Below are 19,439 nucleotides of genomic sequence, written 5' to 3' on the forward strand. Positions count from 1 at the left end.
TCGAGGCGACAAACCATTTAAGTCATTGTGCAAGGGCTGGCAACCCGGTGCATCAAGCCATGGCACGGTGCAAAAAATGTGGGAGCGAGCTTGCTCGCGAATGGCCCGCAGGGCATCAAAGTAAGCATTCCAAGCTGAAATCCGAAAATCCAGAACCTCAAACCCGAGAAGCAAAACGCTGCCCTCAAACACCCGGCCAAAAAAAAGCCCGCAGCGACAGCGGGCCTCTTTCAGCAGGTAGCCAACACCCTTAAATAGGGCGGCTGCCGTACTTGTTGTCAGGCTTCTTGGGCGGATCGGCGACCACATTGGCCTCCACTTCCTGAATCTTGCCGCCACGCGCGAGGAATTCCTCCATTGCGCGAGCCAGAGCATCACGCTCTTTGTTTTTGGCTTCAACGCTGGGCAACTCATCGACCGAGACAGCGGCCTTGGCCTTGCCTTTGGCTGGCGTAGCCGCAGCTTCGGGGCTGTCTTCTATGTCCGCGACGTCGTCATCGGGAGCAGCAGCAAGCTCCTCACCGTCCTCTTCGTCTTCCAGACCGTCTTCAACCAGATCGTCGTTGTCATCGTCGCTCATGTTCTACCTCATGACTTGCGAAAGCAGATTAGTTATAGCCCAGCTGCGCTTAATTTCTAAGACAGCCGGAAAAAATTCAACCACCGCCGACAATCAGCGGTCTTGCCCCTCTCCCTGAAGGGTGGCGAGGACTTTACGCGCACCGCCTGCATCGCGATGCTCTCCTAAATAAACACCTTGCCAGGTTCCCATCGCCAGGCGCCCGTCCGTTACCGGTACTAGCAGCTGACAACCCAGCAGGCTGGCTTTGAAGTGCGCTGGCAGGTCGTCCGGACCTTCGTCATCGTGTTCATAACCGCCATTGCCCTGAGGCACCAGCCGGTTGAAGAAACGCTCGAAGTCGCGACGCACTGCCGGGTCGGCATTCTCATTGATGGTCAACGAGGCCGAAGTATGTTGCAGCCACAGGTGCAACAACCCAACCCGACAATCCCTCAGACCCGGAAGGCCTGCAATGATCTCGTCGGTTACCAGATGAAATCCGCGAGGCCTTGCCCGCAGCGTGATTCTGGTCTGTTGCCACATACGCTTCTCCGCCCTTCGGCGCGCATTCTAACGCGCTGAAAAAAAAAACAAAGCGTGCAATGAGTGACGTTTTCAACACGCCCGGAACACGGACAGCAATTGCAGCGCAAGACCTTGAATAAAGCCGCGACGACCCGAAAACGAGCACGCTTGCTGAAGGCTTGAACGCCTCTGCTGACCGATCTCCCTATCGACAAACGCCAGACAAAAAAATGCCCGGAGAACCGGGCATTTTTTTACAGCCGTGATTACAAGTTGTAGCCACGCTCGTTGTGTTGCGCAAGGTCCAGACCCACCGCTTCTTCTTCCTCGGTGACACGCAGGCCCATGACCGCGTCCAGCACCTTGAGGATGATGAAGGTCACGATCGCGGTATAGATGATCGTGAAGCCTACGCCTTTGCATTGAATCCAGACTTGAGCGGCGATGTCGGTGACAGTACCGAAACCACCCAGCGACGGTGCTGCGAAGACACCGGTCAGGATCGCGCCGAGGATACCGCCGATACCGTGGACGCCGAAGGCATCCAGGGAGTCGTCGTAGCCCAGCTTGCGTTTCAGGCTGGTGGCGCAGAAGAAGCAGACCACGCCTGCAGCCAGACCGATGATCAGACCGCCCATCGGACCGACGGTACCGGCGGCTGGCGTAATGGCAACCAGACCGGCAACCACACCCGAGGCAATGCCCAGAGCGCTTGGCTTACCGTGGGTCAGCCACTCAGCGAACATCCAGCCCAGCGCAGCGGCGGCGGTGGCGATCTGGGTGACCAGCATTGCCATGCCGGCAGTGCCGTTGGCCGCAGCGGCGGAACCGGCGTTGAAACCGAACCAGCCTACCCACAACATCGCTGCGCCGACCAGGGTGTAACCCAGGTTGTGCGGAGCCATCGGAGTGGTGGGGAAACCTTTACGCTTGCCCAGTACCAGGCACGCTACCAGACCGGCCACACCGGCGTTGATGTGAACAACGGTGCCGCCCGCGAAATCGAGTACGCCCCAGTCCCACAACAGACCGCCCACGCCGCTCCAGACCATGTGCGCGATTGGCGCGTAGACCAGAGTGAACCAGATGGCCATGAAGATCAGCATCGCGGAGAACTTCATGCGTTCTGCGAATGCACCGACGATCAGGGCCGGAGTGATGATTGCGAATGTCATCTGGAAGGTCACAAAGACAGCTTCCGGGAACAGAGCTGCAGCGCCGGTGATGCTTGAAGGGGTGACGCCTGCAAGGAACGCCTTCGACAGACCGCCCACGAAGGAGTTGAAATTAACGACGTTGGCTTCCATACCGGTGGTGTCGAACGCCATGCTGTAGCCGTAGACGACCCAGAGGATGCTGATCAGGCCGGTGATGGCGAAGCACTGCATCATTACCGAAAGAACGTTTTTCGAGCGGACCATGCCGCCGTAGAACAGCGCCAGGCCTGGAACGGTCATGAACAGAACCAGAGCTGTGGAAGTCAGCATCCAGGCGGTGTCGCCTGAGTTGAGTACAGGGGCTGCCACTTCGTCTGCCGCCATGGCCAGGCCAGGGGTTACGAGGGACAACAGGGCTCCTAGCCCTGCGAGTTGACGCAGAGTCATATTGTTTTCTCCTGGGGCGTTGTGTTGGGCGGCTTAGATTGCGTCGGTATCGGTTTCGCCGGTACGGATGCGGATAGCCTGTTCCAGATTGACCACGAAGATCTTTCCGTCACCGATCTTGCCGGTGTTGGCCGCTTTGGTTATCGCTTCGATAACGCGGTCCAGATCCTTGTCATCAATCGCAACATCGATCTTCACCTTGGGAAGGAAGTCGACTACATATTCCGCACCGCGATACAGCTCGGTGTGGCCTTTCTGACGTCCGAAGCCTTTGACTTCAGTTACCGTGATGCCCTGCACGCCGATTTCGGACAACGACTCGCGTACGTCGTCCAGCTTGAACGGCTTGATGATGGCAGTGACTAGCTTCATGAAACTTTCTCCCGAATTGGTGGACTTGCCCCAGGAAAACAAACCCGACTCAAGTCTAAGCGCAGTGTCTGGCTTTGTAACGCGTCGATGGCCCGAAACAGACCTGACCAACTCCAGAAAACCGCTTCTGACGAAACACTTCCCCGCTCCGCCTGCCGCACTGCATTCGTCACAGCGACTGCATCAGTGCATGGGTCATAAGCCACTAAGCAGAAAGCTTGCCATTTCGTGAAATCCCGCGAATTACGGCGCGTTGATCGCAGTCATGCACGTATAGATCGCCACCATGCATTGTGCCCGCACAACAACAGTGCGCACGTGCACGACTCGATGCGCGAAAACCGTGCAACATTTCCAGGGCAAAAAGACTGTAGACGCTGCGTGCTACACTGCCGCCCATCTGATTCTGGAATATGACCATGCTCGCGCCCAAAGCTTTTCTCGATGCCCTGAGCGGCCACGCCTCGCGTCTGTTCAACGGCGAAACCCCGGTCCCACGCAATGAGTTCGAAACCCAGTTCAAGGCGCTGCTCCAGAGCGGCTTCAGCAAGCTCGATCTGGTCAGCCGGGAAGAATTCGACAGCCAGATGATCGTCCTTGCCCGCACCCGTGCCCGACTTGAGGCACTGGAAGCAAAGATGGCTGAACTGGAAGCGCAACTGGCGGCGCAACCGAAGGAGTGATGCCAAGACATGCACCGGCGCGGCCGGGCATGTCGGTGTGTTCAAGCGCAGTGCGCCACGCGTCGAGCCTGCGCCGTTATGGTCGTTCCCGCGTGGCTCATGATCGCTCAAGCCGCCAATTGCGGGGCCTCGCCTCAGCCTTTTGCCACACTGAACCCAGAAAACAGACTTGTCGCCGGGTTGTGATCGCCTTCATTGCGATACTGCCCGAATTTGGCGTACGAATCGCTGCTGTGGGTATCGAACATGGTGGAGATGCCCTTCTTGTCGAAGACGTTCTCGCCGTTCTTGCTGACCGAGATTTCACCGTTGCCGACGCCGCGTTTGAAATCAATCTGAAAGTCCGCCCACTTACCCACGTCCTTCGCGGCATCCCCCGGCTTGCCGATGTTGAACACCTTGGACGGCGCATTGCTGTCTTCACTGGTCTTGAGGTGCAATTGATACTGCCCGTCCTTGGTTGCCAGCCACGCGCGCGGACTGGGTTTGGCATTGTTATGGTCGAGCACCTGGAAAAAAGTGCCGTCGTTATTCGATTCGCGCTTCATCCCGAACTTGAAGCTGTACGGCTGCCCTTCCTGGAGCTTTGTGCCGTCCTTGATCTCGGCGCGCGGACTGGTTGAGTGTTCGGTGTAATGGCCTTTATTGAAGTCGACCTTGATCACGTCGCCGCGCTCAGGGTCTTTGGCCATTGCGATATGGTCTTCGGGAGACTTCTGGACACTGAGTTGGTTGCCCAGCGAATGCTCGGAGAAATTGCCACTTGCCGGGCTGACGCCGCTGCTCTTGCCCGTCGGCGAGGCGCCTTCTGGGTCGGCTGTTTTGCTGGAGAAATGGCTCCCTGAGCCACCGCCGATCTGGCCCGCGCCACTGCCGCCCCCACCATTGCCACCGACGCCTTTGAGGCCCGAACCCTGACCGTCGGCGGGACTCGTCCCACCCTGCATCAGCGCCTGCAGACGTTGAATCATTTCTTGAATCAGCGAGACCAACTGCGTCAGCAGATCGGTCTGAGCGCCGCTTGCCAGTGCATTGCTGCTCTGAGGCTGTTGCAGCGCGTTGGCTGGTCCGAAATTGATCTGTGAGTTCTGAGGCTGGGACATAAAGGAAACCGCATTGCCTGTCCCTCCAGCCAACCTGCTTCCAGGCTGCTGGTCAGCAGAGGGTCGTGGCTGAGTACTCGACAGATCGAGCGGCGTTGTGCGAATCGATGGGGTTATTGAATTCATGATCTTGTCCTGTCGCAGGAATCGGAAGCTGCCTACGTCTGAGCAGACAACGCGCTGTGGGAATTGAGTGGTTGTTCCGCTGCTCTGGTTCCCGATTCGGACACACGCCGTAGGATGCGCCTCGCAGCCCGGCCCGCTGGTCATGGTTATCCTTCAACACGCCGCAGGACGCGGTGCCGTTATCAAGGAAAGTCATGTCGCTCGCTATCGTTCTGAGCCGCGCCCAAGTCGGCGTCGAGGCTCCCGCCGTCACAGTCGAGACGCACCTGGCCAACGGTTTGCCGACGCTGACGCTGGTGGGTTTACCCGAGGGCGCAGTCAAGGAGAGCAAGGATCGGGTGCGCAGCGCCATCGTCAACTGTCGACTGGAATTCCCGGCGCGGCGCATCACCTTGAACGTCTAAAGGTCATCAATGAGGGGGTATGGACACGGTTTTGAGCCCGCACTCAGGGGCCGTAGCATCTTAGGTATGGACGTCAATGGCTGCGGCGACGTCCACGCTGATTTCTGTAATATTGAGATAGCCAATCTCACTAGCTCGCTGCGTAGGCAGGCGCGTCAACACATCCTTCAGGTAGGCATAGCCGGGCACGCCTGCTCCAAGTGGCTACTTCGATCTTGATGTACCAGTGAGCTGCTATCTCTCGGGCGACCTCCAGCGTAGGCTTCAGGTTATGCAGGACGCAATCAGGCAACCGTCAAGGAATTCACATGTACCTCACGATCATGAAGCCACAAGCGCTTCAGCAAATCGCTGTATTAGCCCGTGGGTTATGGATCGTTGAAGGCCCTGAGGGCTCCGTGCTGGTAATCAAGGCAGGGAAAGAGCTGATCCTGGCCGCTCAGCAAAGGCGTGAACTGAAGCTTTACCTCGCGCCATACAAGGCAGACGAAACGACGGGACTTACGCTTCTCACTGCCTGCTTTGATGACCCACAAAGCCCGCTATTGATCAAAACCCCACTCATCCCTGGTGACCCTCTCACCGAGGCACTGCAGAGCCTCCCTGACGAGTTCAGTGTGTGCTTTTTCGACGAGCACAACCGTGAGCTGTTCAGTTGTAAGGCCCAGGCGAAGCTTGGTCAGCTCCGCAAGGAGCTCGGTACACTCAGCCCCATTGGTGCAGATCACTGGCCCAAGATGTATGAGCAGGCGGACAGATGGTTCAGCCTCACGACCTATGAGGACGACGCTCGTGCCACAACGGTGTTCCTAGAGGAGGATCTGTTCCCTTCGGACTATTTGATCACCGACCTTACCCGCCAGGACTTTCGAGGCTCCAAAGGCTTCTCCAATACACAGTTGGAGCGCACTGAGCCGGGTACCTTTCAGGAGCTAGATATCATCTATCTGCTCCAGCGGGCATATACCTCCAAGCGGATCATCCATGGCCCCTTGAAGGTCTCCGATGGCGAGGAGCTGGCTGACGTAGTGGTGATGGGCGATGAAGTGACTTTATTGCTGCAGGCGAAGGACAGTCCCAATACGCCAGCGATGATGAACACAACGCTTGAGAGAAAGCGGAAGAAGGCCATAGGTCAGTTGAAGAACGGCCTTCAGCAACTACGCGGTGCTATCTCAACGATCAGGCGAGAAGGCAATCCAGCCTTGGCGCTTGTGGACGGCACGCCCTTGGATATTGATCTTGCTGCACGCCCCCTAGTGGGAGTTGTCGTGGTCAGAGAGTTTTTTATCGACAACTACGATGAATACAGCACCATGATTTTGAAGTTCATGGATGAGGTCGGTGTCCGCGTCCTAGCCTTCGATTACAATGAGTTCGAGGTCATGACCCGCCACTGCCCTTCGGAAGATGCACTGCTGTCAGCGTTCTTCCAAATTTCCAAATGCGCTGAGGAAAGGCGCATCTATCCGAGGCTGCGCTTCACGGATATGCCGCCGCGCTAAATCGAATCGGACAAGTGGAGAGCTTCTCTGCTCGTACCCCACAACTCCCTTTCTAGCCAGGCAGTTCTTTGAGCCAGTAACGCCTGACAGTCGCTTCAGGCAAACCCAGCGCTCGACTCACCTCCGCCTTCGACATGCCACTGGCCTTGAGCTCTAGCACGGCTCGGATTCGATCTGGGCTGCTGGGTTTGCCTCGCGTGCGCTTTACCAGCCCTTCACCAGCGTCCCAGTGCTTCTTCAGGCCCTGCAAGCCTCCCAGGGCTATGAAGCCCTCCAAATCCTGCGAAGCCTTCGCCATGACATCGATAGGTGATGACCCATCTTGGAGGGCCTGACACAGTGCGACCAGAGCCACGAGGTCGAAATCTAGGGTCAGCGCGATCTTGCTCAGCTTGACCAAAGAGACCTGCGTTTTCCCTTGCTCCAATCGCGACAGATTGGCTTGGGAACTGATCTCGGCGAGCTCCTCCTGGGCCGATCCTCTAAGGTCGCGCAGAGCTCGGACTATTGCTGCTATCTCGTTCTGCATGCTGAGCGCTCAAAACGAAGAATAGGGCCACAGCGCCATGCGTCTATAAATATCGAAAGCTGGCAATAATGGCGGTCATCGTTTATCGTGGGCCTACAGATGACAGCCTCGCCGCGTCCGGGCGACCGGCCAGGGAGTGATCAATTTATTAGAAAGTCGACGTCAGCAGGCTAGGGATGAAGCTTCACATACTGTCTGATTTACATTGTGAGTTCGCCGATTTCGTCCCCCCTGTGGTGGACTGTGACGTGGTCGTATTAGCCGGCGACATCCATGTGAAGTCCAGGGGGGCCAGATGGGCCAGCCTGACCTTCAGCACGCCTGTCGTATATGCCATGGGCAATCATGAGCACTACAGCGGGAATATAGATCGAACCCACAGCAAGCTGCTTGACGCTGCTGAGGAGCACGTCCACGTCTTGGAAAATCAGATTTTAGAGTACGGTGATGTGCAGTTTCTCTGCGCTACGGCTTGGACAAGCCTGGCCGCAACCGGAGACCCAGTAGCTGCTTCTTGGTGTGCTCGTGGCTCACTGAATGACTTTCGCGCTATCCGTGTCGGTGAACAGTATCGGCGTTTGCGCCCTGACGACCTGATCGCGAGAAATCGAGAGACGAAGGAGTGGTTAGAGGCTCAGCTGTCGCTGCCATTCAACGGTAAGCGTGTAGTTGTGACTCACCATCCGCCCCTTATGAAGTTCGTGAGTGACCAAGGAGCCGATCCTCACTTGCGAGCAGCCTATGGAAACAATTGGGATGGCCTGATGGATTTCAAGATCGATCTATGGATCTTTGGCCATACCCACGAAGCTGTGGATGAGGTTGTTAATGGCGTCCGGTTTGTGAGTAATCCTCGTGGTTATCCCACCGAAGAAACTGGCTTTCGGCCAGACCTAGTTGTCAGTGTATGAAGACTGATTTGGCTGCCGTCGTTTAGCTTTTTCAGTAAGTGAGTAGGTTTCAAATTCGAACGTGATGGAGAATCCATGAGTTGTCTGAATTCCCAGGACTGGATGGTTGAGGGCGTAATACGACTGCCCAGTCTGGTGTCAGCTAAGTTGGCGATCGCGCAGGCCCATGATTGGGGTGCACTAGTGGACGCGTACCTGGTAGATGCAGCTGAAGTTGGCGATCGTTTCGTTGCGTATGTGTATGGCGATCTTTCAGGGCAACTGGTTGATGGGATGACAATTGTCACACCACCTAGTGAGGTGATAGCGGAGGTTGAAGGCATGGCGTTATTGCGGACAGTGTCAGGCAACGATCATTACGTCATGGTCAGCCGATTGCCTGCCGCCGCTTGAGTGCCCCCGCGTCGTCGAGGCCGCTGTCTCAGCCTGCTTCATTAGGCCCCACCGTCATCTACTCCATTAATAGTTAATGTGTGTTTAAGGGAAGAAGCATGTCCGAGTTAAAGAAATTGACATTGACTGTTAAGAACTATGATGCTCAAGCGAGCGGTGATCTAGACGCTCTCTATCGACGTGTTAGATATGAAGATGAACACGGCGCTACGCTCTATTTCAAAGAGGTTGTGATGCTGAAGTACCTTGTGAAGCATGGTGCTTTGGCGACTGATGTTCCGCGAACTTGGTACTATAAGCATGCCTCAAAGAAATCGATAATTGTTGTCGCTTTTGAGAAGGCTGGTGGGAAAGTTGAGTGCGACTTGGATGATCTGCGAATTATTGCAAGGTCGACTTTGGTAAAGGGTGTGGTTATTTCGCTAGCAGCGGTTCCAGCTGGAATTATTGCTGCAACGGCAACCTTTGGAGTTGGGCTTGTCATTATTCCTATGTTTTTGTGGTATGGGTACAGGAACGTCTTCAAGCTTCCGAAAATGCTGGGTCGAAAAACGCTGGTGGATGATTTTTCAAAATTTGGCGTTACTCTTCGGTAGCTTGGTTTTTTGGTTGTTGAACTTGATTCTCGTTAGAGTGGCTGGCTGTCTTGCGGACGCTGAACAGCGAAGGAAACTCAGATGAAGACCAATGTCGTTATCTTTGACGCCTTCGGAACGCTGGTCGAGATACAGCAGCCGACACATCCGTTTCGACAGTTGCTTCGAGAGGGGCGACGCCAAGGCCGCTTGCCTCGCGCTGATGACATTCGAACGATCATGACCCGTTGCCTTTCTCTAAGCGAGGCTGCGCTGGCCTTTGGTATCAAGATCTCGCCCTCCCAACTCGCATTTCTTGATCAATGCTTGGAGGAAGAGCTGGCAAGCATTCAGCCTTATCCAGACGCGGTTGAGGCCGTTGGGCTACTGCAAGCTGCAGGGGTGAGACTGGCCGTATGTTCAAACCTGGCAATGGCCTACGGCCCCGTAGTGGAAAGGATTTTCCCGCACCTTGGGGCCTATGGTTTCAGCTATCGCGTTGGTGTTATGAAACCGCAAGCCGCCATCTACCAGCACACCTGCGATCTGCTTAATGTCCGGCCAGAAAATGAGCTCTGCGGTCAGAGGCGGATCGTCATGATTGGCGACTCAGAAAGGTGTGATCGGGATGGGCCTGGCCATGTTGGTATCAAGGGTTACCTGTTGCGCAGGAATGGAGACGGGGTTTCCAATCTTTCCCACTTTGCACGATCAGTGCTGAGTGATAGGTAGCTGCGAGCAGATCTTCAATTCGATGGTAAGCGTTGCGTCTGAGCTAAAGGGCCGCGCCACGAGGTGGCCCTGCCGGGATGCCCCTTGCACAGAGTACGAGGGGCGACCAGACCAGTATCACCAGAGGGTGAAGCATGAATGAGCTTAGGATTGTCGGGCGATGCGTTCGCTCCCCGATCGGCTGCTGGAGTGCTAGGCATCGCTGTTTTCAGACGCGTTACGAGCAGGTCTTCTCAATCGCGCTGGAAGTGTTTGGAAGCCGAAAGAAGGCGCAGCGATGGCTTGTAAAATCTGTAGTAGGTGTAGGCCGTCAGACACCCTGCAGGGTGCTGTGCACACCTATGGGATTCACAATTATCCATGACGAGATTATGCGGCTTGATCACGGCATACGTGCCTAATCCCATCTAGCCCGCTGTTGCTCTCTATCGAGTTAGTGGTCGCCATCCCAGAAGCTATGCGATTTGTGATCATGTGTGCCGAGCCTCACTGCCGCATTTTTCCGATCTGGTTGTAAGTAACGGTTTGCTAGGGAAGATAGAGGCGGATTTTCTGCGAACAAATTTGCGTCAGGCTTAAGAAGTCATTTGGCTGGGAGAGCAAGGCTCGTAATAAAGCTTATTGCTACTAGAGTGCACATTCCAAGTAACAGCGGAATTGATCCAAATCTTTCTAGAGCAAGTGCTGCTGCTATGGGGCCTACAGCCTGGCCAATCAGCATCGGGCGAGCCAGCAGCCCCATACGTGCTCCGTAGCCATCCGCGCCGAATAGAGCCAAGGGTAATGTTCCGCGAGCAATGGTCAGAATTCCATTACCTGCTCCGTAAAGCGCCAAGGCTACGAAGGCCAGCCACGGGATGGCCGGTAACAGCAGCGCAATACCCACCCCGCATAGCAGGATGGCGATACGAGCCGACCAGGTAGGGTGTAAGTTTCGCCCAATCGAAAACTCTGCAAGGCGTGCCATGACTTGAGATGGCCCAATGATCATTCCTATGGCCAGTGCTGTTGAAGTTGCGATGCCAAGCAGTTTTAGCACATCAAGTAGGTGGACTGAGACGGAAGAAATAACCAGCGACTGGAATGTCAGCAGCGCTGCCAGCAGGATAAATATGCGATTGGTTAATTTGCTGTAACTAGGAATGGACGGGGAACTTGTAAGAGGTGCAGATTCGGCTGGGGGGCCTTTCTCGCTGGGAATTGTCAGAAGATGGATTGGTAGTCCAACTACCAGGTGCATTGCGGCTAAGGCAAAGCAACTGTACCTCCACCCGATCTGGTGCTCTAGGCCTGCGATCAGTGGCCAGCCTAAGGTGCTGGCAAACCCACCTAGCAAGGTTAGACCAGTCATCGAGGCGCGTGCGTGGTCGCCAAGTAGTCGTCCGAGTGTCGAAAACGCTGCGTCATAAAGGCCAGCAGCCATACCCGCGCCGATCAGCGTCCATGCTAGGTAATAAACGGCCAAGTTACTGGCCAAGCCCATCAACAGCATACCCATCGCCAAAAATAACGAGCTAGCTGCCAACACGGGGCGTCCCCCATTTTGATCGATCCATCGTCCCACCATGGGCGAGCAAGCTCCTGCGACCAGCAGTCCCCAAGACAATCCAATCACTACGCTCGTAACTGACCATCCTGTTTCTTTGGTGATTGGTGTTGCAAGAACTGCTGGCAGGTAATAGGTCGAACTCCAAGCGAGAATTTGTGCGATGCCTAATGCCCACACAAGTCTGAGTCGGTTGATAGGTTGCTGGCTGCTTTCTAGGTTTTTCACTAGCTACGGGCTCTTGTGTTTTTCAGACGTAAGCTGCTCAGTTTTGCGTTACAGGCGTGGGAGCGGCTTCCAAATTTCGAACTCGCTTTAGCAAATACGGGAGTATGTGCTCGGCATCAGGCCCCACGCCTCGTAGGGTTGCAGAGGCGAAGTTGCGTTGTTTGGGCAAGCCTACAAAGTACAAGCCTGGGACATGAACTGCTCGCCCGTGGCGTTGCGCCACTCGTCCCTGCTCATCCGTTACTGGAAGGCCTTGGAGAAATGGCAGGTTCGGACGAAAGCCAGTGGCAAAAACGAGGCTATCAACGGTTTCATGCTGACCTTCGGCCCAAATCACGCCTGTTGAAGTGACCTCGGAGAACATTGCTGCTTGATTGAAGTATCCGGATCTCAGAGCCTTTCTGTACGTGCCGTCGTCCAGTACAGGCGTGCTTTGATCGTTTAGCCACTTAGTTTTCTCTAGGCCTGTCCATTTCAACCAAGTATGAAAATCTGCTCCTAATATCCGTTGTGGCGCGAATCGAATCGCCTCTCGCGTGGCCAGAGTCACTGTTGCAACGATGGATAAGTCGTAAGCGATTTGTACAGCGGAGTTAGCAGCGCCAACTACGACGATGCGTTGCCCACTAAATGCTTCTGCATTCCGATAATGAGCACTGTGAAGCTGAGTGCCGCTGAAGTTTTTGAGCCCAGGGATATCGGGTACGTAGGGACGACTGAAGGCTCCTGAAGCCACGACAACTGCTCTCGCCGAAAAGCATTGTCCGTTCGTGGCAGTGATCCGAAATCCTTCGCCTTCCTGACATACGTTTGCGACCCTAATCCCTTGGAGAATAGGTAACCGGAAGAAGTCGGCATACCGTTCGAGGTAACGCACGACTTCATCTCTAGTAGGGTAGTGACCTGCTGCTCCAGGGAAAGGAAGCCCCGGAAGAGAGGAATATGCTGCTGGTGAGAACAATTCAAGGCTGTCGTAGTAATTACGCCAGTTCCCCCCAGGCTGCGGTTGCTCATCAAAAATAAGGAAATTGAGGCCTTGCTGCTTCAGGTGCCAACCGCTAGCCAACCCTGCTTGGCCAGCACCAATGACAACAACATCAAACATCTGATTTTTTGCGTTCATATATGCGCACTCATGCACGTATTTATACAAAAAAGGATCAGTCCTTTTTGCCTGGACAGCACAGCGGGGCGATGCTTTTGGTGTGGAGGAGGATGGCTTCTAGACGTTTGATAATGGCTGGGCCGTCCACTTCATAGAACATCTGGCGCCCTACCTTAGCAGCTCGAACAATCCCTGCTTCCAGTAGCACCTGAAGATGACGAGATACAACCGAACGCTCCTGAGGCAGCTCAGCCGCAATTTCAGTTACATCAGCGCGACCTAATAGCATGACTCGCTTCAGCACGGCGATTCGCGGTGGCTCACACAGAGCCTTGAAGAATGCGCCGTCCAACGATTCGATGGCGGCCTCAATGGCTTGGGTTCGGGTTAGTGATGTAGTCATAAAGGAACTATATGTGCATGTATGTGCACATGTAAAGGCTAGGTCGAAACTGGACACTACCTCCCAGGCTATCGGATGGGCAGACTATCAGCCATTGTCGAATGGTAACGCCTTGCACATGTAGCAAGCCGAGCCAGGGCAAAGCCCCCTGAACTGCTCCGTCTGAGAAATAAGAGGTGGCGCAGAGCCTCGTTGATTTACTGCATAGCCCTGCTGCTTAAAAAAGCCTGAAGCAGTTGTTGTCAGCAAATGAAATCGAGCGATTCCCTGCTCGGCAGCTATTGCTTCAATGACTCGAAGCACTTCAGCCCCAACCGCTTTCGATCTGTACGCCGGTTCTACGACCATGGAGCGCAGCAATCCATCTGTCCCATGCGTTTCAAACCCTCCCCATCCAACAGTCTCACCATCCCGTGAGAACTCAAAAAAGGTTCGGCCTGGAAGATCAATATCGTCTGCTGGAAGGTCAGCAGATTTCAGCGCATCGCGAAAGCGCTGCCACTGTCCTCCGGCTATTTCCTTTGCCTGGATCATCATCTTCCCCTCCATCCTCTCATCTCCTTTATGCCGACACGCATGGAACGTTAGGGCACATGCCAAACAGCAGACATCATATTCGCTTTACCGAATATTCGCTGAAACGTATATTCGATTTTCCATATGCATCGAGTTCCACCATGAGCCCTGCTATCAAAGTGCTTTTCGTGTGCGTTGCCAACTCAGCCCGCTCCCTGCTTGCAGAGGCTTTGCTGCGGCACACCGACCCGCGCTTCGAGGCCTTCAGCGCAGGATCTGAACCGTCTGAGGTTGATCCGCGCACGACTCAGGCATTGGAGGCAGTTGGAGTCGATGCAACGGGCCTGCGCAGCAAGTCCCTCAGCGAGTTTCAAGCTGATCGATTCGATTACGTAATCACTCTTTGTGATAAATCCGCAAGCGAGTGCCTACCAATGCCCAATGCAGGTGAAGTCATTGCCTGGGATTTTCCTGACCCAGTAACCAGCGATGATCCTGGCGCATTTCGCCACACGCTCCACGACATCCACGAGCGCATCAAGCTCTTCGTTTTGGTCAAGACCAAACACCTGGAGGATCTGTGACAGAACCCATGAACCCCACCACCTTATTCAAGTGCCTGGCGGATGACACCCGAGCAAAAATTTCGCTGCTCGTCGTGAGTGAAGGTGAGCTGTGTGTTTGCGAGCTAACGGCAGCACTCGACCTAAGTCAGCCGAAGATTTCTCGTCATTTGGCGCTGCTGCGCTCTGCCGGTTTGTTGTTGGATCGTCGCCAAGGCCAATGGGTGTACTACCGACTGAATCCTGATTTGCCCGCGTGGGTGACTGCAGTTTTGAAGGAAGTGGTAGACGCCAATCAGCAATGGCTGGAAACCGAGGCTAAGCGCCTCTGCAGCATGAACGACCGTCCGATCAACCAAGCCGTGTGTAGCTGATTCACGCCCAACCGGATTAATGAAATGCTGATTGCCGTATTGATCTTTATCGCCACCATCGTCCTTGTCATCTGGCAGCCCAAGGGGCTTGGGGTTGGCTGGAGTGCGATGTTCGGTGCCATCGTGGCGTTGCTGGCAGGTGTCGTTACCCTTGCCGACATACCAGAGGTTTGGCGCATTGTCTGGAATGCCACTGGGGCTTTCATCGCGGTCATCATCATTAGTCTGCTGCTTGATGAGGCAGGTTTTTTCAAGTGGGCTGCGCTGCATGTGGCCCGATGGGGAGGCGGGAGCACCCGCAAGCTGTTCGCATTTATCGTCCTGCTGGGCGCAGCGGTGTCTGCCCTGTTCGCTAATGACGGAGCAGCGTTGATCCTCACACCCATTGTGATCGCGATGTTGCTGGCGTTGCGTTTTTCTCCTGCTGCTACGTTGGCATTCGTCATGGCAGCCGGTTTTATCGCGGATACGGCGAGCTTACCGCTGGTGGTTTCCAACCTGGTCAACATCGTTTCTGCCGACTACTTCGATATCGGCTTCAACGAATATGCTTCGATCATGGTGCCGGTAAACATCGTCAGCGTGGCGGCGACATTAGCCATGCTGCTGTGGTTTTTCCGCAAAGATTTACCAAAGACCTATGACCTCAACCAACTGGACAATCCGGACGAGGCCATCCACGATCGGGCCACTTTTGTAGCCGGTTGGTGGGTGTTGGCACTACTCCTGATCGGCTTCTTTGTCATTGAGCCACTGGGGGTGCCAATCAGCGCCATTGCAGCAGTCTGTGCATTCATTCTTTACGTCATCGCGGCTCGTGGTCACGCCATCAATACAAGCAAGGTACTCAAAGAGGCGCCATGGCAGGTAGTGATCTTTTCTTTGGGTATGTACCTGGTTGTTTATGGTCTGAAGAACGCCGGCCTGACCGACCACATTGCACAGATCCTGAACGTGTTCGCCGGTTATGGCGTTTGGGGCGCGTCCCTTGGTACAGGGCTGCTAACAGCGTTGCTGTCTTCGATCATGAACAACATGCCCACCGTTCTGGTAGGCGCCTTATCCATTCATGCCGCTGAAGTCGATGGTGTAGTCCAGCAAGCGATGATTTACGCCAACATCATCGGCTGCGACTTGGGCCCGAAGATCACCCCAATTGGGAGCTTGGCAACTCTGTTGTGGCTGCACGTGCTCGCACGGAAAAACATAACGATCAGTTGGGGTTATTACTTCAAGACCGGGATCGTGCTGACCGTGCCCATCCTCGTCGCCACATTGTCCGCCCTGGCACTGCGCCTCAGTTTCTGAATCAAGGAATCGCCTGATGAAAGTCTTGTTCATGTGCACCCACAACAGCTGCCGCAGCATTCTGTCCGAGGCGCTTTTCAACCACTTGGCGCCCGAGGGTGTAGAAGCGGTCAGCTCAGGAAGCTTTCCCAGTGGCCGGGTGAATCAACGGGCATTGCAAACGCTGGAGGCGGCGGGTATCTCCACTGCGGGCTTGAGCAGCAAGGCTTCGGATGCTTTTGAAGGCTCGCCTCCAGACATCGTGATCACTGTCTGTGACCGGGCAGCGGGTGAGGCATGCCCAATCTTCTTTGGGCCAGCTTTGAAGGCGCATTGGGGTCTGGCCGACCCGTCTGACGCTAGCGGGTCGGAAGCCGAGATCACCGCAGCGTTTGAAACCACACTGGCCAAAATTCACGAGCGCGTGAGCGCATTTCTTGCGCTGCCACTGAAGACCATCAGCGCTGAACAGTTGAAAGCTGAACTGAATCGCATCGGTTCGCTTTAAAGATCAACCGAGGCGGTGCCCAATCTGGCGCCGCCGTAGGAGTTTATATGCAAGACACATTGCCGAACGTACACGCCGACCTGATCGACATTCCGTCGTTGGAACAACTGGAGCCGCGTACACCGTCACTCCATAAGCCTAGAATCTTGCTTCTGTATGGATCGACGCGAGAGCGCTCTTTCAGCCGGTTGGTGACTCAGGAAGCAGCACGCTTGTTGGAAGAGTTTGGCGCCGATACCAAAATCTTCGATCCCTCGGGTTTGCCGCTGCCGGACGATGCTCCGGATACACATCCTAAGGTCGCGGAGTTGCGCGAACTCATGCAATGGTCTGAAGGACAGGTGTGGTGTTCGCCTGAAAGGCACGGCTCCATGAGCGCAGTATTCAAGGCCCAGATCGACTGGGTTCCGCTTGCGATTGGTGCTGTTCGACCTACGCAAGGAAAGACCCTTGCAGTAATGCAGGTCTGTGGCGGCTCGCAATCTTTCAACGTGGTCAACCAACTACGGGTATTGGGGCGGTGGATGCGCATGTTCACCATCCCAAATCAATCTTCGGTGGCCAAGGCGTTCACCGAGTTCGACGAGGCAGGCCGTATGAAGCCTTCCTCGTACTACGACCGACTGGTGGACGTGATGGAAGAGCTGATGAAGTTCACCCTGCTGCTGCGGGATCGCCAGGATTATTTGGTTGATCGGTACTCCGAGCGTAAAGAGTCCGCCGAAGAGCTTTCGAAGCGGGTCAACCAGCGCTCCATCTAACGTCAGCACGAGGAAGCGATATGAGTCAGATCACGATCTACCACAACCCCGAATGCGGCACTTCTCGCAACACCTTGGAGCTGATCCGCAACAGCGGAGAAGAGCCGACTGTTATCGAGTACCTACAGACCCCACCTGACCGCACCACGCTTGTCAGGTTGATCGAGGATATGGGTATTGAGGTGCGGGCCCTGCTTCGCATCAAAGGCACTCCTTACGAGGAGTTGGGACTGGGCGATACGTCACTTACTGATGATCAGCTCATCGATGCCATGATGGCTCACCCCATCCTGATCAATCGTCCTATCGTCGTGACGCCCTTGGGCACACGCTTGTGTCGTCCGTCAGAGGCCGTCCTCGACCTTCTGCCGCAAGAGCAGCGCGGCAGCTTCGTCAAAGAAGACGGACAAGTCGTCATTGATGAGAATGGCCGTAGGGTTTAAACCGATGTAAAGCAGATGGGCCTGGGGGGATGTTGGTGAATCAAAACTCGAAATTTGATGTAGTGGTCATTGGCGGTGGCCAATCCGCGCTCACCGTAGCCTATTTCTTGAGGCGTACAGGCCTTTCCTATGTATTACTCGACGCCGAGTCAGCACCGGGAGGGGCCTGGCGGCATGGGTGGGATTCTCTCCTACTATTCTCGCCGTCTGCTTGGAGCTCTATTGCCGGCTGGCCCATGCCAGCAGTATCCGGGGGGACTCCTGGGCGGGACGATGTTATCGACTATCTAACTCTGTACGAGCGTCGATATGACTTTCCCATCATCCGATCCACGCGGGTAAACCGTGTCGAGAAAATCGAAGACGGATTACGGGTTGTCTCCGAGGGCAGAGCCTGGGAGGCCAAAGCGGTTATCAGTGCAACAGGCACCTGGAACCGCCCATATATACCAAGCTATCCCGGACAGGAATTGTTTCTAGGGCAGCAGCTTCATTCCGCTCATTACGTTGGGCCGGATGAGTTTGAGGGGAAAACTGTCCTTGTCGTCGGTGGTGGCAACTCGGGAGCCCAGATTTACGCCGAGGTTTCCAAAGTGGCTCAGGCAACCTGGGTAACTCAAGAGGCCCCGAAGTTTCTGCCTGATGAGGTCGATGGCCGCGTCCTGTTCGAGCGAGCTACTGCTCGATTGAAGGCGCAGCAGGAGGGCCTGGAACCTCAGCAGCCGCCAGGAGGGCTCGGAGACATCGTTATGGTTCCGTCGGTCAGGGACGCTCGCGAACGCGGCGTGCTGAATGCCGTACGACCATTCAAGCGCTTCACTTCGACAGGCGTTGTGTGGTCATCAGGAGACGAAACAAAGGTGGACGTTGTCATCTGGTGCACGGGATTTTCTCCCGCGCTCGACCACCTGAGCAGCCTGGGCGTTGTAGGCCTGGACGGTAAAGTGGCTGTGGACGAAAATCGAAGTGTTGCGTCACCCAATTTGTGGCTGGTGGGTTACGGCGATTGGACGGGGCTCGCCTCTGCGACATTGATCGGAGTAACCCGCACCGCTCGGGATGTAGTCAAGCAAGTGCAAAGCTATCTCACAGATGCAGCACGATAGCTCACGCCCAGAATTCCAGTGGACTACTGTGATGCGACTTCAAGCTCAGGAAAGAGAATAGGCTCCAGTGGAGGAGTTGCCGGACACAGCCCGAGCCGCCAATAGCCGACGTCGTGCCATTTCCCAAGTTTGAAGCCTACTTCCGGATAGGTGCCGATGTGGACGAAGCCCAGCGACTCGTGCAGGCCCACACTGCCTTCGTTTGGCTGCGCAATTCCGGCGTACGCTGCGCGAAATCTCTGCTTATCAAGAGTCGGAAGCAAGGTCTCATAGAGTTCACGGCCAACACCCTGACGGCGAGCTGACTCTGCTATGTACACCGTCACGTCAACTGCCCATCGGTAGGCCGGACGTGCGCGGTGCTGGCCTGCATAGGCGTAGCCTTTGATCTCCCCATCTTCTTCGGCTACAAGGTAGGGATATGTCTGAAGTGTCGTGGCTATCCGCTGAGCTATTTCCTCAGCGCTTGGCGGAGTCTCTTCAAACGAGATCGCCGTTGTCGAAACGATGGGAGCGTAAATGCCTTGGATAGCTACAGCATCTGCTACCGCTGCCGTACGGATTTTCAAAGCCAT

Annotated in this window: 25 protein-coding genes and 1 pseudogene; 15 read left to right on the top strand and 11 right to left on the bottom strand. The window is 55.2% G+C overall.

Annotated features, from left to right (window positions below; genetic code table 11):
• Nucleotides 1-250 precede the first annotated feature (250 nt).
• The 4 genes from sutA to glnK all read right to left on the bottom strand — a co-directional run bounded on the left by sutA (nt 251) and on the right by glnK (nt 3,063).
• Complete coding sequence (sutA, locus tag BMZ10_RS19610) at nt 251-580, bottom strand: transcriptional regulator SutA (protein WP_093466065.1); 330 nt, start codon at nt 578-580, stop codon at nt 251-253.
• Between the two features lie 93 nt (nt 581-673).
• Complete coding sequence (locus BMZ10_RS19615; protein ID WP_093466068.1) at nt 674-1,105, bottom strand: secondary thiamine-phosphate synthase enzyme YjbQ; 432 nt, start codon at nt 1,103-1,105, stop codon at nt 674-676.
• Between the two features lie 248 nt (nt 1,106-1,353).
• Nucleotides 1,354-2,691 carry an ammonium transporter gene (locus tag BMZ10_RS19620; protein WP_093466071.1) on the bottom strand — a complete coding sequence of 446 codons (1,338 nt, stop codon included), beginning with the start codon at nt 2,689-2,691 and terminating at the stop codon, nt 1,354-1,356.
• A 33-nt stretch (nt 2,692-2,724) separates the two neighbouring features.
• Nucleotides 2,725-3,063: a P-II family nitrogen regulator gene (gene glnK / locus BMZ10_RS19625; protein WP_002555808.1), complete on the bottom strand. Its 339-nt coding sequence runs from the start codon at nt 3,061-3,063 to the stop codon at nt 2,725-2,727.
• A gap of 419 nt (nt 3,064-3,482) precedes the next feature.
• Between glnK and BMZ10_RS19630 the strand changes: the two genes are divergently transcribed.
• Nucleotides 3,483-3,746: an accessory factor UbiK family protein gene (locus tag BMZ10_RS19630; protein ID WP_093466074.1), complete on the top strand. Its 264-nt coding sequence runs from the start codon at nt 3,483-3,485 to the stop codon at nt 3,744-3,746.
• A gap of 134 nt (nt 3,747-3,880) precedes the next feature.
• Here BMZ10_RS19630 and BMZ10_RS19635 read toward each other — a convergent pair whose 3' ends face one another.
• Nucleotides 3,881-5,119, bottom strand: coding sequence for a heparin lyase I family protein (locus BMZ10_RS19635; RefSeq protein WP_093466076.1), 1,239 nt, complete (start codon nt 5,117-5,119; stop codon nt 3,881-3,883).
• Nucleotides 5,120-5,169: 50 nt separating this feature from the next.
• On the opposite strand from BMZ10_RS19635, the pseudogene BMZ10_RS19640 reads away from it, so the two are divergent.
• Together BMZ10_RS19640 and BMZ10_RS28045 are read left to right on the top strand one after the other, a co-directional pair.
• A pseudogene (locus BMZ10_RS19640) lies at nt 5,170-5,376 on the top strand (magnesium chelatase domain-containing protein); the annotation flags it as partial.
• A 311-nt stretch (nt 5,377-5,687) separates the two neighbouring features.
• Nucleotides 5,688-6,884, top strand: coding sequence for a hypothetical protein (locus BMZ10_RS28045; protein ID WP_256214539.1), 1,197 nt, complete (start codon nt 5,688-5,690; stop codon nt 6,882-6,884).
• A 52-nt stretch (nt 6,885-6,936) separates the two neighbouring features.
• On the opposite strand, the gene BMZ10_RS19650 is transcribed toward BMZ10_RS28045, so the two are convergent.
• Entirely contained in the window at nt 6,937-7,413 is a 477-nt protein-coding gene (locus tag BMZ10_RS19650; protein ID WP_093466079.1) for a helix-turn-helix domain-containing protein, read from the bottom strand.
• A 176-nt stretch (nt 7,414-7,589) separates the two neighbouring features.
• Here BMZ10_RS19650 and BMZ10_RS19655 point away from each other — a divergent pair, with 176 nt between their 5' ends.
• From BMZ10_RS19655 to BMZ10_RS28370, 5 genes are all read left to right on the top strand, one after another.
• The gene (locus BMZ10_RS19655) at nt 7,590-8,324 is read left to right on the top strand and encodes a metallophosphoesterase (protein ID WP_093466081.1); all 735 of its coding nucleotides are present in this window, start codon (nt 7,590-7,592) and stop codon (nt 8,322-8,324) included.
• A gap of 75 nt (nt 8,325-8,399) precedes the next feature.
• A complete protein-coding gene (locus BMZ10_RS19660) occupies nt 8,400-8,717 on the top strand; it encodes a hypothetical protein (RefSeq protein WP_093466084.1) in 318 nt (105 codons plus the stop codon).
• A gap of 98 nt (nt 8,718-8,815) precedes the next feature.
• On the top strand, nt 8,816-9,313 hold the full coding sequence (locus tag BMZ10_RS19665) for a hypothetical protein (RefSeq protein ID WP_093466087.1): 498 nt from the start codon (nt 8,816-8,818) through the stop codon (nt 9,311-9,313).
• A gap of 81 nt (nt 9,314-9,394) precedes the next feature.
• Nucleotides 9,395-10,024, top strand: a complete 630-nt coding sequence (locus tag BMZ10_RS19670; RefSeq protein ID WP_093466090.1) for an HAD family hydrolase — start codon at nt 9,395-9,397, stop codon at nt 10,022-10,024.
• 134 nt (nt 10,025-10,158) lie between these two features.
• Nucleotides 10,159-10,425, top strand: a complete 267-nt coding sequence (locus BMZ10_RS28370; RefSeq protein WP_093466093.1) for an antitoxin Xre/MbcA/ParS toxin-binding domain-containing protein — start codon at nt 10,159-10,161, stop codon at nt 10,423-10,425.
• A 182-nt stretch (nt 10,426-10,607) separates the two neighbouring features.
• On the opposite strand, the gene BMZ10_RS19680 is transcribed toward BMZ10_RS28370, so the two are convergent.
• The 4 genes from BMZ10_RS19680 to arsN2 form a co-directional block, all read right to left on the bottom strand.
• Nucleotides 10,608-11,798 (bottom strand): MFS transporter, encoded by a 1,191-nt coding sequence (locus tag BMZ10_RS19680; protein ID WP_093466097.1) that lies wholly within the window; start codon nt 11,796-11,798, stop codon nt 10,608-10,610.
• A gap of 37 nt (nt 11,799-11,835) precedes the next feature.
• A complete protein-coding gene (locus BMZ10_RS19685) occupies nt 11,836-12,921 on the bottom strand; it encodes a flavin-containing monooxygenase (RefSeq protein ID WP_093466099.1) in 1,086 nt (361 codons plus the stop codon).
• A 37-nt stretch (nt 12,922-12,958) separates the two neighbouring features.
• A complete protein-coding gene (locus BMZ10_RS19690) occupies nt 12,959-13,306 on the bottom strand; it encodes an ArsR/SmtB family transcription factor (RefSeq protein WP_086793504.1) in 348 nt (115 codons plus the stop codon).
• A gap of 87 nt (nt 13,307-13,393) precedes the next feature.
• Nucleotides 13,394-13,843, bottom strand: a complete 450-nt coding sequence (gene arsN2 / locus BMZ10_RS19695) for an arsenic resistance N-acetyltransferase ArsN2 (RefSeq protein ID WP_256214540.1) — start codon at nt 13,841-13,843, stop codon at nt 13,394-13,396.
• 140 nt (nt 13,844-13,983) lie between these two features.
• Between arsN2 and BMZ10_RS19700 the strand changes: the two genes are divergently transcribed.
• The 7 genes from BMZ10_RS19700 to BMZ10_RS19730 are packed head-to-tail and all read left to right on the top strand — an operon-like array spanning nt 13,984 to nt 18,864.
• A complete protein-coding gene (locus BMZ10_RS19700) occupies nt 13,984-14,406 on the top strand; it encodes an arsenate reductase ArsC (RefSeq protein ID WP_093097704.1) in 423 nt (140 codons plus the stop codon).
• Nucleotides 14,407-14,414: 8 nt separating this feature from the next.
• Nucleotides 14,415-14,759: a metalloregulator ArsR/SmtB family transcription factor gene (locus tag BMZ10_RS19705; protein WP_174244831.1), complete on the top strand. Its 345-nt coding sequence runs from the start codon at nt 14,415-14,417 to the stop codon at nt 14,757-14,759.
• A 24-nt stretch (nt 14,760-14,783) separates the two neighbouring features.
• Nucleotides 14,784-16,067 carry an arsenic transporter gene (locus BMZ10_RS19710; RefSeq protein ID WP_093466108.1) on the top strand — a complete coding sequence of 428 codons (1,284 nt, stop codon included), beginning with the start codon at nt 14,784-14,786 and terminating at the stop codon, nt 16,065-16,067.
• 16 nt (nt 16,068-16,083) lie between these two features.
• Nucleotides 16,084-16,554 (top strand): arsenate reductase ArsC, encoded by a 471-nt coding sequence (locus BMZ10_RS19715; RefSeq protein WP_003395039.1) that lies wholly within the window; start codon nt 16,084-16,086, stop codon nt 16,552-16,554.
• Nucleotides 16,555-16,601: 47 nt separating this feature from the next.
• Nucleotides 16,602-17,315, top strand: coding sequence for an arsenical resistance protein ArsH (gene arsH / locus BMZ10_RS19720; protein WP_093466111.1), 714 nt, complete (start codon nt 16,602-16,604; stop codon nt 17,313-17,315).
• A 20-nt stretch (nt 17,316-17,335) separates the two neighbouring features.
• On the top strand, nt 17,336-17,758 hold the full coding sequence (gene arsC, locus BMZ10_RS19725; protein ID WP_093466114.1) for an arsenate reductase (glutaredoxin): 423 nt from the start codon (nt 17,336-17,338) through the stop codon (nt 17,756-17,758).
• A 29-nt stretch (nt 17,759-17,787) separates the two neighbouring features.
• Entirely contained in the window at nt 17,788-18,864 is a 1,077-nt protein-coding gene (locus BMZ10_RS19730) for an ArsO family NAD(P)H-dependent flavin-containing monooxygenase (RefSeq protein ID WP_093466116.1), read from the top strand.
• Nucleotides 18,865-18,887: 23 nt separating this feature from the next.
• Here the strand turns inward: BMZ10_RS19730 and BMZ10_RS19735 are convergent, their stop codons facing one another.
• Entirely contained in the window at nt 18,888-19,439 is a 552-nt protein-coding gene (locus tag BMZ10_RS19735; RefSeq protein ID WP_093466746.1) for an arsinothricin resistance N-acetyltransferase ArsN1 family B, read from the bottom strand.

Origin of the sequence: Pseudomonas sp. NFR16 (assembly GCF_900108875.1) — a bacterium.
In the GTDB taxonomy this organism is placed as follows: domain Bacteria; phylum Pseudomonadota; class Gammaproteobacteria; order Pseudomonadales; family Pseudomonadaceae; genus Aquipseudomonas.

What these genes read in the sequence shown, in the direction of transcription:
- BMZ10_RS19710 (WP_093466108.1), top strand. Translation starts at nt 14,784, where the DNA reads ATGCTGATTGCCGTATTGATCTTTATCGCCACCATCGTCCTTGTCATC.
- BMZ10_RS19735 (WP_093466746.1), bottom strand. Translation starts at nt 19,439, where the DNA reads ATGGCTTTGAAAATCCGTACGGCAGCGGTAGCAGATGCTGTAGCTATC.
- arsH (WP_093466111.1), top strand. Translation starts at nt 16,602, where the DNA reads ATGCAAGACACATTGCCGAACGTACACGCCGACCTGATCGACATTCCG.
- sutA (WP_093466065.1), bottom strand. Translation starts at nt 580, where the DNA reads ATGAGCGACGATGACAACGACGATCTGGTTGAAGACGGTCTGGAAGAC.
- BMZ10_RS28045 (WP_256214539.1), top strand. Translation starts at nt 5,688, where the DNA reads ATGTACCTCACGATCATGAAGCCACAAGCGCTTCAGCAAATCGCTGTA.
- BMZ10_RS19630 (WP_093466074.1), top strand. Translation starts at nt 3,483, where the DNA reads ATGCTCGCGCCCAAAGCTTTTCTCGATGCCCTGAGCGGCCACGCCTCG.
- BMZ10_RS19700 (WP_093097704.1), top strand. Translation starts at nt 13,984, where the DNA reads ATGAGCCCTGCTATCAAAGTGCTTTTCGTGTGCGTTGCCAACTCAGCC.
- BMZ10_RS19685 (WP_093466099.1), bottom strand. Translation starts at nt 12,921, where the DNA reads ATGAACGCAAAAAATCAGATGTTTGATGTTGTTGTCATTGGTGCTGGC.
- BMZ10_RS19615 (WP_093466068.1), bottom strand. Translation starts at nt 1,105, where the DNA reads ATGTGGCAACAGACCAGAATCACGCTGCGGGCAAGGCCTCGCGGATTT.
- BMZ10_RS19620 (WP_093466071.1), bottom strand. Translation starts at nt 2,691, where the DNA reads ATGACTCTGCGTCAACTCGCAGGGCTAGGAGCCCTGTTGTCCCTCGTA.
- BMZ10_RS19650 (WP_093466079.1), bottom strand. Translation starts at nt 7,413, where the DNA reads ATGCAGAACGAGATAGCAGCAATAGTCCGAGCTCTGCGCGACCTTAGA.
- arsN2 (WP_256214540.1), bottom strand. Translation starts at nt 13,843, where the DNA reads ATGATGATCCAGGCAAAGGAAATAGCCGGAGGACAGTGGCAGCGCTTT.
- BMZ10_RS19635 (WP_093466076.1), bottom strand. Translation starts at nt 5,119, where the DNA reads ATGACCAGCGGGCCGGGCTGCGAGGCGCATCCTACGGCGTGTGTCCGA.
- BMZ10_RS19655 (WP_093466081.1), top strand. Translation starts at nt 7,590, where the DNA reads ATGAAGCTTCACATACTGTCTGATTTACATTGTGAGTTCGCCGATTTC.
- BMZ10_RS28370 (WP_093466093.1), top strand. Translation starts at nt 10,159, where the DNA reads ATGAATGAGCTTAGGATTGTCGGGCGATGCGTTCGCTCCCCGATCGGC.
- arsC (WP_093466114.1), top strand. Translation starts at nt 17,336, where the DNA reads ATGAGTCAGATCACGATCTACCACAACCCCGAATGCGGCACTTCTCGC.
- glnK (WP_002555808.1), bottom strand. Translation starts at nt 3,063, where the DNA reads ATGAAGCTAGTCACTGCCATCATCAAGCCGTTCAAGCTGGACGACGTA.
- BMZ10_RS19690 (WP_086793504.1), bottom strand. Translation starts at nt 13,306, where the DNA reads ATGACTACATCACTAACCCGAACCCAAGCCATTGAGGCCGCCATCGAA.
- BMZ10_RS19665 (WP_093466087.1), top strand. Translation starts at nt 8,816, where the DNA reads ATGTCCGAGTTAAAGAAATTGACATTGACTGTTAAGAACTATGATGCT.
- BMZ10_RS19705 (WP_174244831.1), top strand. Translation starts at nt 14,415, where the DNA reads ATGAACCCCACCACCTTATTCAAGTGCCTGGCGGATGACACCCGAGCA.
- BMZ10_RS19730 (WP_093466116.1), top strand. Translation starts at nt 17,788, where the DNA reads ATGTTGGTGAATCAAAACTCGAAATTTGATGTAGTGGTCATTGGCGGT.
- BMZ10_RS19715 (WP_003395039.1), top strand. Translation starts at nt 16,084, where the DNA reads ATGAAAGTCTTGTTCATGTGCACCCACAACAGCTGCCGCAGCATTCTG.
- BMZ10_RS19670 (WP_093466090.1), top strand. Translation starts at nt 9,395, where the DNA reads ATGAAGACCAATGTCGTTATCTTTGACGCCTTCGGAACGCTGGTCGAG.
- BMZ10_RS19660 (WP_093466084.1), top strand. Translation starts at nt 8,400, where the DNA reads ATGAGTTGTCTGAATTCCCAGGACTGGATGGTTGAGGGCGTAATACGA.